This window comes from Neoalteromonas facilis, assembly GCF_002807665.1.
GTDB lineage: Bacteria > Pseudomonadota > Gammaproteobacteria > Enterobacterales > Alteromonadaceae > Alteromonas_E > Alteromonas_E facilis.
Genome location: NZ_PEAY01000003.1, coordinates 63,632 through 77,066, shown reverse-complemented (window position 1 = coordinate 77,066; position 13,435 = coordinate 63,632). Strand labels below are relative to the sequence as shown.

The window sequence follows — 13,435 nt, the reverse complement described above, 5'->3', positions numbered from 1 at the left end:
TATGTGTAATACTAAGCTCAGACTGTTTGTAATTGTGCGCATATGAGCGAAGTGATCACGCCAGAACAAGACGACACTTTCCAGTACGAACTGCCAGATACGCCCTTTTATTATTGGCAATTGGGCTTTTGGGGTTTTCTCTGTATTGTTTCATTTTTCACCCTAACCCTTTGGTATAACCAGCTTTCCTGGACATACGTTGCACCGATCCTTTCGCAATCGGTCCTAGGCTTTGTATTTTCTATTTTCATCGAAAAAGGCATTTTACGCGTTTGGCACCACTCGACCGTAACCAAGTCGGTGGTTTGCTTATTTCTAGTGGTATTGGTATCACTGATTTGGACCGTAACCCGCATGGAAATGTTCCAATACATGACCGGTGAACAGCATATCTGGGATGATTTTGGAGGCTGGTATTTTAGCAGTATTTTTGTCTATATAAGTTGGGCTGCACTATTTTATGGCGTTAAGTATTATGAGCTACTGCAAACAGAGCATGGCATCATGCTCAGAGCTGAAGCGGAAGCACGTGAGCAACAATTAAAACGCATGCAGGCGCAAGCCACCGCCCGAGATGCTCAAATGAAAATGCTTCGCTATCAGCTCAATCCACATTTTCTGTGTAACACTCTTAATGCCATTAACGCTTTAATCGAAATCGAGGAAAGTGAAAAGGCGCAGATCATGACAGTAAATCTCAGTCAATTTTTACGCCATTCACTGGATAACGTACCGAATAACAAAATCACCTTGGAAAGTGAAATAGCGGCACTCAATCTGTACCTGCAAATTGAAAAGATCCGTTTTGAAGATCGGTTAAATCTTGAATTTGATATTGATGAAAAAGCCAAGCAAGGGCTTGTGCCGAGTCTACTGCTGCAGCCCATCATCGAAAACTCAATGAAGCACGCAGTAGCCAAATGTGAAGATGGCGGTACCATTAGAGTTGAAGCAAAAATTAAAGACAATATGCTCAGTGTAACCATTAGTGATACTGGACCGGGTATGAAAATCGGCAAGAGCAAATTGCAAAGCGTGACCGGTCGTGGAGTAGGATTAAAAAATACTGATGAACGCCTCAAAGTGCTCTATAACAGTGCATATGAATTCAACATTACTAGCTCACCTAATGGTGGCCTGCTCACTGAAATAAAAATACCTTATGAGCCAGTGAGTGCTGAAACTGAATCAACAATGGATAGCGCATGACAGTACTTCGCACAATCATCGTAGATGATGAACCCTTAGCTCTTGGTCTACTAAAATCAAAACTACAAAAGAATCCTCATATTGAGATCGTAGCCCAGTGTAAAAATGGCCGTGAGGCGCTCGACGCATCGTTGTCTAATTCTGCTGATATAATGTTCCTAGATATCCAAATGCCGGGGCTTGATGGTCTTGATGTTGTAAGACAATTGCAAGGTGATGCCATGCCCTTGGTGGTTTTCACTACTGCATTCGAGCAGTACGCCATCAATGCGTTTGATTTACACGCTGTTGATTACATCTTAAAACCAATCGATCAGGAACGTATTGATCGTGCAGTAGAAAGGGCGATAAGCCGTTTATCTTCAGATGAAAATCGAGATTTTAAGTCCGGTATCATTAATGCGATGAATACCATGAATGCGCACGTGAGTGAGCAGGATGACTACCACAGTCATCAGCGCAAGATCATTATCAAAGACCGCGAAGAAATCACCTTGTTGGAACAACCTGATATAGCCTGGCTTGAGGCCGCCGGTGATTATGTCTGTGTGCATGCAAATGGCGAAACACATATTAAACGGAGCACCCTGAAAGAGTTATTGGGTGAGTTAGATCCCAATATCTTTAAGCGCGTGCACCGATCAACCATTGTTAATCTTAACTTTATCGAAAAAGTCATCCCCCATACCAAGGGCGAATTTTTCCTTATTCTGGGTGAACACCATAAAATTAAAGTCAGTCGTAATTACAGAGAGGTCATCAAAACCTATCTCGACGCGGGAGCCTAAATATCTGAGCCCAAGCGGACTCCCTCCTCGTCCGCTTTACCGCATGTCACTGGTAGTTGTTCGCATTATCTTTAAGCTGATTACTCCACATTAGACGAGCTTAACTTATGGTCCGTACAACCGCCTTGATAAAAACTATTCGCTTGTTTGGCTTTATATTGTTAACACTGGCAGGCGTTCAAACTGCTATTGCCAATGTCATTCCTCAAGACGCTTCAGCACTATTAGCCGGGGAAAGCTTCGGGCTTGCCTACTCCGGGTTCAGAGAAGGTCAACACCCCGACCGGGGTCAAGGCGCAAACAACCCCAGCGCCGAGGAGATTCTTGAAGACCTGAAGATAATGCAAGCGCATGGCATAACGTTAATCCGTCTTTATGATGCCGGTGAGAATAGCCGAATGACACTCGCGTTGATAAAACAACATCAACTGCCATTCAAAGTTGTACAAGGTATTTGGTTAGATGCGGAAATCAGTAATCATGAAGGTTGCCCCTGGCTAGATGAACCTATTCCAGCTGAAAAGCTATCGCTAAACAAAACAAAAAATCAGGTTGAAATTGAACGCGGTATTGCGCTTGCTAATCAGTATTCGGACATCATTCTCGCTGTAAATGTTGGCAATGAAGCACTGGTAGAATGGAATGACCATATGGTGCCATTGCAGAGTGTCATTGAATATGTGAAGCATGTGAAAGGGCAAATAGTACAACCCGTAACGGTAGCAGATAACTACGAGTGGTGGATAAAAGATGGTGCACCTCTTGTTGAACACGTTGATTTCCTTGGAGTACATACCTATCCAATTTGGGAAAACAAGCCGTTGAAAGAAGCAATGCAATACAGCATTGAGAATATAAAAGGCGTGCAACACGCTCACCCAAACAAACCCATTGCCATATTAGAAGCAGGCTGGGCAACTACGGCAAGTGAATTTCCGCAACAAGCGACTAGCGAAAATCAAGCGAAACACTTAGAAGAACTGCATCATTGGAGCCGAGAGAATAATATTACGGTGCTGTTCTTTGAAGCCTTTGACGAGCCTTGGAAAGGCAACCCTGATAATACGTCGGGAGCAGAAAAGCATTGGGGCGTATTTTTTGTTGATCGTCAGGCAAAACCCGCCGCTAAGATCATGCAGAAATTACAACTCAGTGCACATTAGCCTCTACACCTTATTCCCCTTGTTCTGTGCGCCCTAATTTAAGCCATGAATGTGGCGCGCAGCAAAGATACAACAAATAAATCAATCTACTACTTGACGATTTTTTAAGCATCAAGCACACTGCTTGTTAATAAAGTGTTAACACATTAAACAATAATTTACATTGCGCTGTGTGTGACACACAAAACACGATAAAAAGTGATTGTTGCAACATTGTCTAAGGAGACATGCATATGATTTTAAATCACCTGTGGGGAATATACGCGCACCCGAAAGAAGAATGGCAAACCATTGATGAACGCCACGAGAATTATTTTTATGCGTTAAGTCACATTAGCATTATTGCACTCATACCGGCCTTGGTTGGTTATTATTCAGCGGCACATATCGGCTGGAGTATTGGTGTTGGCGATGTGATCAAACTTACTCAACAAAGTGCCATGATGATGAGTATCGCTATGTACTTCGGGCTAATAGCAGGTGTAGTCGCGCTTGCGGTACTGATCCATGAACTCGCAAAAGCATTTGATACTTACCCAACCTATACGCAATCACTTGAGCTTGCGGCTTACACCGCTACCCCTTTATTTATGGTTGGTTTTGCTGCGCTTTACCCAGTCTTATGGTTTGTGATGGCAATCGGCCTTGTCGGCCTCTCCTATTCGGTTTACCTGTTATATTCAGGAGTGCCGATTATGATGCATATCCCAGAAGAGAAAGGGTTTATATATTCTAGTTCAGTTGTAACCTGTGGCTTGGTTCTATTGGTTATATTAATGGCGGTGACCGTCATTTTGTGGAGTACAGGTGTAGGTCCGGTGTACGTTCACTAAACCTGCAAATGTCGGCCTGTTGAAGGCAAAAAAGCCAGCGTTAACGCTGGCTTTTTTTTTTGCTGTCAATTAAATCAATTACTGACCCATATTGTGCACATCAAGATTACTTAATTCGGCCTGAAGCACCGGCGCCTTTTTGGTATTTTCGCCACGCGCAGCATCCACGCCCTCTAAATATTTCTGGTCGATATCACCCGTTATATAGTTTCCATCGAATACTGATGTTTCAAAGCGAGGAATACTATCATTCTCTTCGCGTACAGCATCTACAAGATCGGATAAATCTTGGAAAATCAAACCATCTGCCTGAATTAGATCACTGATTTGATCAATCTCTCGACCATAAGCAACCAGTTCGTTTGCCGATGGCATATCGATACCGTAAACATTTGGGAAACGAATTTCCGGCGCGGCTGACGCAAAATAGACTTTCTTCGCGCCTGACTCTCTCGCCATTTCAATAATCTGGCTGGACGTCGTTCCTCGTACAATAGAATCATCTACCAGCAAAACATTCTTATCTTTAAATTCAGACGAAATCGCGTTGAGTTTGCGTCGTACCGACTTTTTACGCTGGGTTTGACCCGGCATGATAAATGTACGACCAATATAGCGGTTCTTCACAAAGCCCTGGCGATATGGAAGATCTAATGTATTGGCAATTTGAAGCGCAACATCCATTGACGTTTCAGGAATTGGAATAACGACGTCTATTTCTAGATCAGCCCATTCACGTTTAATTTTCTCACCTAACTTTTTACCCATGTTTACGCGCGACGCATAAACAGAAATACCGTCGATAAACGAATCCGGGCGAGCGAAATAAACAAATTCAAAAATACACGGAGAAGAAATCGGTTTTTCTGCACACTGTTGGGTAAACAGTTGGCCCTGCTCTGTGATGTACACCGCTTCACCTGGTGCTACATCGCGTACAAATTTAAAACCCACGGCGTCCAATGCAACACTCTCAGACGCAACCATGTACTCTTCACCCAGTTCGCTAACGCGTTTACCCAAAGCCAGCGGACGAATACCGTGGGGGTCTCTGAATGCAACAATCCCGTGTCCGATTATCGCCGCTACGACCGCATACGCACCACGGATTTTGCGGTGAACATTGCTGACCACTTTAAAAATATGTTCACTGTTTAAGGTAAACTCGGTAGAAATTTGCAGTTCGTGCGCCAAAATATTCAATAATAGCTCTGAATCTGACGTGGTATTGATATGACGACGAGCAATACGCGACACTTCTTGCTGTAATTCTGCGGCGTTTGTCAGGTTTCCGTTGTGCGCAAACGCAATTCCAAACGGCGAGTTAACGTAAAAAGGCTGTGCTTCCGCGGAGCTTGATGTACCGGCGGTGGGGTAACGGCAATGACCAATGCCCATATTACCCGTCAATCGTTTCATGTGGCGGGTGTGGAACACATCTCTTACTAGACCATTCGCTTTACGCAAATTAAACATATTGTTGTCAATCGTCATAATGCCTGCCGCATCCTGACCTCGGTGCTGCAATACGGTCAGACCGTCATAGAGAGATTGAGCAACACCTGTTTTACCAACAATACCAACAATACCACACATGAAAATTACCTATATCTTACGGAGTTAAGAAGCTAGAACTGTCTTTCATATATTGAAAAAACCATTCAATAATGACAGCAAATTCAGGCACCAAAATTGAGGATTGCCACCACTCACTAGTAGCAGATGGTGTAAATGTATCCATAAAAAACAACAGCGCGCTGACGATCAGCACACCGCGCAAAATTCCAAAAACCGCGCCTAACGCGCGATCTGTACCACTCAGTCCTGTCGCTTTTACTAACTGACTAAAGACATAATTGACCAGCGCACCGACAATGAGGGTTGTAATGAATAAAATCGCTATTGCGACGCCGTTGCGCAATATCTCATCTGAAATACGGGTAAGGTAAACGGCTACATCTGGATAAAATTGACTGGCGACAAAAAGTGCTGAAAACCACACCGCAAGCGAGATAGCTTCTTTGACAAACCCGCGTATCAAACTAATGATGGTTGATAGAGCGATGATGCCGATGATGGCGAAATCAAACCAATTCATTCAAAATTTACTTTTGGTAAAAGGCCAGTAGCACAGCGAGAATTGAATGGCGCGCATTTTATCAGAAGCATCCATGAATACCAATCGCTCAGATCAGGTATTTACGCGTGTTTTGTAAACCTATGTAACTAGAAGGATTCGCTAAACTCAGTGATTTTGCCAGACAGTCCAGTCAATTCTTTTAAGTGGGGAATGGCGTCTTCCAGTGAACGGCGCTGCAAATCAGGACCAACAAACACTTTGGTTAAACGGCCCGCGCTCGTCTCAACGGGTCGACTGAATGTTCTGTAGCCTGCATTTTCAAGTTTATCCAACAGTTCTCGAACATTTTTCTGATGGCGAAAACTACCCAGTTGTATAACCCACCCCCCATTCTGCGCGGTTGACGTTGGGGGTTGCTCTACGACAGTTTGCTCAGCCAATGAAGAGACGTTCGCTTCCTCTTGGTTTGGTGTCGCCGTGTCGACTTCAACACTATTCCCGCCTTCATCGTCTAATGCAGTTTCTTCGACAATTTCAACCGGTCTCGCGGCCGATTCGGCAACCTTCTCGCTAGGAAATGCCTGAGGCTGAACTAACGCCTTGCGCTCTGGAGCTTGCGGCACAGATACAAATGTCGGCGCACCCTGATTTTTCTTCCCATCAAGAATGTCGGGTAAAAAAATGACCGCCAATGCTACGACGATAATGGTACCGACTAAACGATTTTGTAATGCACTGGACAAGCCTTTCCTCCCCTAGTCTCTGGCCGATGTATTATAGAGCGTTCTGCTCTTGCAGTGTCAATATTTGATCAACTGTTACAAACGAACCAAACACTAACACGATATCTTGCTCGGTAACATGCGCTTTTACTCGACTGACAGCTTCAGCAACATTGGCAAACTCGCCAAGGACGCTTTCTGCCGACAGAAGTCGGGCTATATCGGCGGCGGAAGCTGCTCGTTCTCCGGGTAAAGAAACCGTTAGCCACTTTGGCGATAGAGACGCAAATTGATGTAATGTATCCGCAATCGATTTATCTTTCATCATGCCCACAATGATATATACAGATTGCTTGTCCAATCCTGCAATATGAGTAGCAATGGCTTTGGCCGCATGAGGATTATGACCAACATCGATAAGCCATAGCGGCTCACTTTGAATGATCTGCATTCGCCCTGGCAAAGACGCCGTCGCAACTAGCGAATTGAAATCATCCTGATGTTTTAGCAGCTGCGGCAATAGACCTAACTGTTCCAATGCCGCGAAAGCAGTGGACAAATTGTCCCTTAGCAACAAGGGTTTTGGTAATTCAGTAAGCTGATTATTCTCACTTCGCCATGACCATGTGCCGTTATCCTTTACCGTAATATCGAAGTTCGCCCCTTTAACCAGTAAACCTCTCGCATGCTGATTGGCGCTGTTTAGCATAACCGAAGGTGTATCACGATCACCTAATACAATCGGCACATTGGGCCTGAAAATACCGGCTTTTTCGTACGCCACAGACTCGCGCGTGCTACCCAAGAAGGATTCATGATCCAAATCGATACTGGTGATGACGGCTAAATCAGTATCAATGATATTGGTCGCGTCCAGACGTCCACCCAAGCCCACTTCAAGGATGAGATAATCAGGCGATTTTTGAAATGCCAGCAATAAAGCCGCTAATGTGCCAAATTCGAAATAGGTTAATGTGTCTTCACCACGTAACCGTTCTATTTGCACAAAGGCCTTACAGAACACCTGAGCAGGTAACATTGCACCATTAACCCTCACGCGCTCACGGTAATCGCTGATATGCGGCGAGCTGTAGACAACAACGGACTTGTCCATCGACAACAATGCTAACTCGATGAATCGACAGGTTGACCCTTTGCCATTGGTGCCGGCAACGGTGATCACTTGTGTACGTGGAAAACTAAGCTGAAGACGCTGGAAAACGCGATTGAGGCGATCCAATCCCATGTCTATTTCAGTTGGATGGATCGCAAGTAGGTAGTTAAGCCATTGCGCTAACGACCACGTCGTTTTCGCGGTCGCTAGGCAACTATTGCTTGATGTCATGAATTTAGTGTCGGTGTAATTTCCTGAGAATGGCGTGCAGTGTATCGCGCATTTCTCTGCGGTCAACAATCATATCAATCGCACCCTTTTCAAGCAGAAATTCACTGCGCTGGAAACCTTCAGGTAACGTTTCTCGAACCGTTTGTTCAATAACTCGAGGACCTGCAAACCCGATTAGGGCTTTCGGCTCTGCAATATTGATATCACCCAGCATTGCTAAGCTAGCAGACACTCCTCCCATCGTCGGATCAGTTAATACCGAAATGAAAGGCAATCCTTTTTCGCTCATTTTTGCTAACGCGGCACTGGTTTTTGCCATTTGCATCAATGAGAACAACGCCTCTTGCATACGAGCGCCACCACTGGCTGAGAAACAAATCAACGGCATGTTGTGCTCTAGACACTCATTTACCGCCGCAACGAACCTTGCACCGACCACAGATGCCATTGAGCCGCCCATAAAGCTAAATTCAAAGCACGCCACTACGACCGGCATACCTTTTAGCTTGCCACGCATGACTATCAATGCATCTTTTTCATTAGTCGACTTCTGCGCTGCTGTAATACGCTCTTTATAGCGTTTAGAATCCTTAAATTTGAGGATGTCTTGCGGCTCTAAATTCGCAGCCAATTCAGTTCTATCGGTTGCATCTAGGAGACTATCGATACGCTTACGCGCTTTGATCCGCATGTGATGGTCACATTTTGGACATACTTCTAACTGCTTTTCTAACTCAGATTTGTACAGCACAGCGCTACATTCACCGCACTTTGTCCAAACCCCTTCAGGCACATTGCCTTTGGCAGAGGTCTGTGTTCTGGGAAGGATTTTTTGTATCCAACTCATAGTAATTTTGTTCCTGTCGAACCCACAACAATAAAGCGGTATTAGAGCATAGTTAGCCGCTCGGTTAAAAACAAAACTGGTCTAAGAAGTTAATCGGGTAAAAAAATAGGACCCATGGCTTTAGTTGGCAATCCAAATGAATGCGGATAAGTGACATGAACCAAGTAAAGGCCATGCGGTTTAGCCGTCGCGCCTGCCTGCGTGCGATCTTTGCTACTTAATAGGTACTGCATCCATTCTACATTCTGCTCACCACAACCGATTTCAAGCAATGAACCTGTAATATTGCGCACCATATGATGTAAAAACGCATTCGCTTCAACATCCAGGATAACGTAATTACCCTGCCTCGATACACTTATTGAGGTCAGGTTACGATAGGGGGTTTTTGATTGACAGTGGGCAGCTCGGAATGCACTAAAGTCATTTTCGCCCACTAAGCACTGCGCTGCTTGATGCATTTTATCAGCATCCAATGGCCGATATTCATGTGTAAGGCCGTGAGTATGTATTCCTGGACGCAGGCGAGAGTTATAAATGATGTAACGATAACGCCGTGCAGTTGCTGAATAGCGCGCGTGAAAATCTTCAGGCACCTCGGTTGACCAAGCAACAGCAATGGTATCGGGAAGGTGGGTATTGACTCCCATGGTCCAAGCACGCTCTGGACGCTGAGCATCAGTATCAAAATGAACGATTTGCCCCGTAGCATGCACTCCGGCGTCAGTTCGGCCTGCGCATTGCACTTCTATTTTAGTATCGGCAATTTTACTGAGCGCGTTTTCCAGTGATTGCTGAATAGATGCAACATGACTCTGACGCTGCCAACCAGAAAAGGTTGCCCCGTCATATTCGATTCCAAGCGCAATTCGCAATGTTTTACCCTACCCCAATGAACTGGGCGCAAAGTTTAGCTAGTTAAGAGGTAGCAAACAACCAGCTTAACCAAGATTTTCTAATAAAGTCTTGGCTTCTTTCTGCTGTTCTTCCGTGCCCTGATCTATAACTTCTTGCAGTAATTCCTTGGCCGCTTCTACATCATCCATCTCAATATAAGCTGCCGCCAAATCAAGATTAGCCGCTTGTGCTCCGCCATCGTCTACATCGACAACAATATCATCGTCACTTTTACCGGTAAATTCACCTAAGGCCACGTCCAAATTAAGCTCTGCATCATCCACATCACTGCCGTCATCACTTTCACTTTCAGCTAATAGCGTATCGACGTCGACGTATTCATCTTGGCTTTGTTCGTCTTCTGTTTCAGTAAACAGCGCTTCTAGATCTAAATCTGGATTATCTAACTTAAGTTCAGGTTTACCTTCAACTTCAGAATCAATGCTCTCAAGTAACTCATCAAAATCAGCACTTTCAATTTCTTCCAATACTAAGCTGTCTTGGTCAGATTCTTCATTTAACCAATCGCCCAAACCTGGCATATCATCCAGATCTTCTAGCTCGTCAGTTGAATCACTTTTCTTTGACGGCGCTTCTTCTTGTATGGCGTCAGACTCTTCGTCTAGAGAGAACTCATCAAATGATTGCTCCAATAAAGAGTCATCAAAATCATCAGGGCCTTCAGATAGGCTTGGAATATCGTCTAGCTCAAAAGTGTCTTCGTCATCTGCCTCTGACAACGTTAGCTCCGAATCATCGCTTTCAATTTCAAGCGTTTCATCTTCCCCAGCATCAAAGACATCGAGCAAATCTTCGGTCGCTTGCTGAGTTTCTGATTCCGTTGCCTCATCATCTTCTGATGTCAAAAATGCTTCTTCAGCGTCAGGTGTAAACGATGCCTCTTCGCTGTCATCATCACTTGCTTCAAACTCTGCTAGCAGCTCGTCGGTTAATGCATCTTCATCAGTCTGATCTTCTTCATCACCGACATCTTCGGCTGTTGGCTCACTTAGTTCCTCGCCTGCCTCAGCCTCTAGCTCAGATAACAACTCATCAGTGAGTTCATCACTAACGTCTTCGTTTGTTGGCTCGCTTTGTTCCTCACCAACCTCAGCTTCTAGCTCAGATAACAATTCATCGGTTAGAGCATCACTGGCGTCTTCGCCTGTTGGCTCGCTTAGTTCCTCGCCTGCCTCAGCTTCTAGCTCAGATAACAATTCATCGGTTAGAGCATCACTGGCGTCTTCGTCTGTTGGCTCGCTTAGGTCCTCGCCTGCCTCAGCTTCTAGCTCAGATAACAATTCATCGGTTAGAGCATCACTGGTGTCTTCGTCTGTTGGTTCGCTTTGTTCCTCACCAACCTCAGCTTCTAGTTCAGACAGCAATTCATCGGTCAGCTCATCACTGACGTCTTCCTCTGTTGGTTCTGTTAGTTCCTCACCGACCTCAGCTTCTAGCTCAGATAGCAACTCATCAGTTAAATCATCAGAAGGCTCACTTGTTGAATCCTCTTCTTCGTCGTCTACACCTAACTCTTGTAGCAGTTCATCGGTTAACGGATCTTCCAGCTCATCAAAATCATCGCCTTCGATATCATCTAGATCATTCGCAAATTCATCTAGCGTTTGTATGTCATGTTGGGTCTGCGCTGACTCGACAACATCTTCAACGTTAGCCTCTTCATCCGGTTGTTCTTCATCCTCATCAACCATCCCTTGCATCATTTCAATTTGTTCAAGCTCGCCCAATATTTCATCGGTTACACGATCAAGCGCCTCATTCTGCGCAGCTACTTCATCTCCCAATTGCTCGAGCATTTGGTTTGAAACGCCGGTTTCAACATCCACGTCAATGTTTGCAGGGACATCTGAAGGTTTTTCAGACTCTTCAAGTAACTCATCAATACTGATCTCAGGCTTCTCGTCGCCACTGTCAACCGGCGTAATAGACTGCTGCGCCTCTTCTTCTAATAACGAATCAATGTCATTGCTATCAGCCAATTCTTCATCTAGTTCTTGGTCAATTGCAGCTTCAAGATCATCGTTAGCGAGCTCAGCAGCCAGATCTTTGTCGATATCACCGAGTTCTTCTTCTTCAAACAACTCATCAAGTGCATCATCATCAATATCGCCAGCATCTTCTAGCTCAGCCGCTAAGGCATCATCAACATCGTCCTCAAGCGCGTCAGAAAGATCGATGTCATCATCATCAGATAAATCAATGCCTTCCAAAGCATCGCCATCAATATCCTCAAGTTCCTGAAGCAGCTCATCATCTTCTTCGAATAAACTATCGTCATCGTCATCAAGATCCGGCACCAGCATTTCATCGCCGAGATCGGCATAACTTTCCAGCTCATTCTCTACCGCATCATCCAACGATTCCTCTAGCTCTTCTGACAAGACGTCATCAAGTAACTCATCATCATTGAATAAATCATCATCGGCATCTGGCGTTGCCAAATCATCAACAAGCGCATCACTGAGATCATTGTTAGGGGGAGGAACAGCGGCTACAGGTTGTGGTGTAGCAGTGTGTTCACCGGTTAATACTGGCGGAGCTTCAGCACTTTTTTTTCGTTTGATTAACCAAGCGACGATGCCACCTAGCACACCTAATGTCAGCAGCGCAGAGCCAATAATGATGGCCATCGGACTGGTTAAATAACGCATTACAGAAGAGGCTTCTTCTGCTTTTTGGCGCTCGGCCTCTTGCTCTAAAATTCCGAGTGTTTTTTCTAACAGCTCGATTTGCTGATTGACTTGCGGCTGCACATCCTCTTCAACGCGACTGCGCAATTCGCTGATATCTTGATTAACCGCGTCTAATCGCTCAAAAACTTTTTGGTTTTCATCAAGTAATGACTGAATATTGTCGATTGACGCGGCAAACTGTTGCCGCAACGCATCAAACTGTTCCAACTGCTTGTTGTCAATCTGGGTCAGCTTTTCTTCAATCTGCTGGGTTTTCTGGTCTAAGTCCGCTTTTTTAACTAAGTCTTGAGCAGGCTTAATATTGTTGGCATCTTCTACTGCTTTGTTTGCATCTAAACCCAACGCTTGGCTATCAGACTCGGCGCGTTGACGAGCGTCATCTACGTTGATCCGCGATATGTATTTCTCTGAAGGCAGTTTTAGGATTGCGCCGTCACGCAACAAGTTAATGTTGTTCTGTTCAAATGCTTCAGGGTTTAAATCATATATAGCGATCATGACCTGATAAACAGACAGGTCTCTATTTTGACGGTAACGGGACGCGATCCGCCATAACGTATCATCGCTATCAATAGGCCCGTATATGGCGCCGGAGAATTGGCTTTGACTGTCTCTAGGCCCAACAATTTGGAGGTTTGAGGATTGCGCAGAAGATTCGCTAACCACAGTAAAAACGATGGCGAGTACAACACTCATCATTATCCAGCGGTTCACTTTCATTGCATTCCTTATTATTGGATTTATTTATCTAAAGACGCCAGCGCACGCCATGGTGTTCTAGTGGTTAGTTTAATGTGTTTAGGTGCTAAAAAGCCACTATTACACTCACTAAAGTTA

Annotated in this window: 11 protein-coding genes; 4 read left to right on the top strand and 7 right to left on the bottom strand. The window is 44.8% G+C overall.

The window, feature by feature from the left end; translation table 11 throughout:
• Window positions 1–42: 42 nt before the first annotated feature.
• The 4 genes from CSH93_RS08835 to CSH93_RS08820 all read left to right on the top strand — a co-directional run bounded on the left by CSH93_RS08835 (window position 43) and on the right by CSH93_RS08820 (window position 3,993).
• The gene (locus CSH93_RS08835) at window positions 43–1,209 is read left to right on the top strand and encodes a sensor histidine kinase (RefSeq protein ID WP_100642894.1); all 1,167 of its coding nucleotides are present in this window, start codon (window positions 43–45) and stop codon (window positions 1,207–1,209) included.
• A complete protein-coding gene (locus tag CSH93_RS08830) occupies window positions 1,206–1,997 on the top strand; it encodes a LytR/AlgR family response regulator transcription factor (protein ID WP_100642893.1) in 792 nt (263 codons plus the stop codon). The genes CSH93_RS08835 and CSH93_RS08830 overlap by 4 nt, the downstream gene beginning before the upstream one ends.
• Window positions 1,998–2,104: 107 nt before the next feature.
• A complete protein-coding gene (locus CSH93_RS08825) occupies window positions 2,105–3,160 on the top strand; it encodes a glycosyl hydrolase family 17 protein (protein WP_100642892.1) in 1,056 nt (351 codons plus the stop codon).
• A 233-nt stretch (window positions 3,161–3,393) separates the two neighbouring features.
• Complete coding sequence (locus tag CSH93_RS08820; protein WP_100642891.1) at window positions 3,394–3,993, top strand: Yip1 family protein; 600 nt, start codon at window positions 3,394–3,396, stop codon at window positions 3,991–3,993.
• Between the two features lie 78 nt (window positions 3,994–4,071).
• On the opposite strand, the gene purF is transcribed toward CSH93_RS08820, so the two are convergent.
• The 7 genes from purF to CSH93_RS08785 all read right to left on the bottom strand — a co-directional run bounded on the left by purF (window position 4,072) and on the right by CSH93_RS08785 (window position 13,318).
• The gene (gene purF / locus CSH93_RS08815; protein ID WP_100642890.1) at window positions 4,072–5,589 is read right to left on the bottom strand and encodes an amidophosphoribosyltransferase; all 1,518 of its coding nucleotides are present in this window, start codon (window positions 5,587–5,589) and stop codon (window positions 4,072–4,074) included.
• A 16-nt stretch (window positions 5,590–5,605) separates the two neighbouring features.
• Window positions 5,606–6,091, bottom strand: coding sequence for a CvpA family protein (locus CSH93_RS08810; protein WP_100642889.1), 486 nt, complete (start codon window positions 6,089–6,091; stop codon window positions 5,606–5,608).
• A 128-nt stretch (window positions 6,092–6,219) separates the two neighbouring features.
• Window positions 6,220–6,816, bottom strand: a complete 597-nt coding sequence (locus CSH93_RS08805; RefSeq protein WP_100642888.1) for an SPOR domain-containing protein — start codon at window positions 6,814–6,816, stop codon at window positions 6,220–6,222.
• A gap of 31 nt (window positions 6,817–6,847) precedes the next feature.
• Entirely contained in the window at window positions 6,848–8,140 is a 1,293-nt protein-coding gene (gene folC, locus CSH93_RS08800; RefSeq protein WP_100642887.1) for a bifunctional tetrahydrofolate synthase/dihydrofolate synthase, read from the bottom strand.
• Between the two features lie 4 nt (window positions 8,141–8,144).
• Window positions 8,145–8,987 carry an acetyl-CoA carboxylase, carboxyltransferase subunit beta gene (gene accD / locus CSH93_RS08795; RefSeq protein WP_100642886.1) on the bottom strand — a complete coding sequence of 281 codons (843 nt, stop codon included), beginning with the start codon at window positions 8,985–8,987 and terminating at the stop codon, window positions 8,145–8,147.
• 89 nt (window positions 8,988–9,076) lie between these two features.
• Window positions 9,077–9,862, bottom strand: a complete 786-nt coding sequence (gene truA, locus CSH93_RS08790; RefSeq protein ID WP_100642885.1) for a tRNA pseudouridine(38-40) synthase TruA — start codon at window positions 9,860–9,862, stop codon at window positions 9,077–9,079.
• Window positions 9,863–9,928: 66 nt separating this feature from the next.
• Entirely contained in the window at window positions 9,929–13,318 is a 3,390-nt protein-coding gene (locus CSH93_RS08785; protein ID WP_100642884.1) for a FimV/HubP family polar landmark protein, read from the bottom strand.
• Window positions 13,319–13,435: the final 117 nt, after the last annotated feature.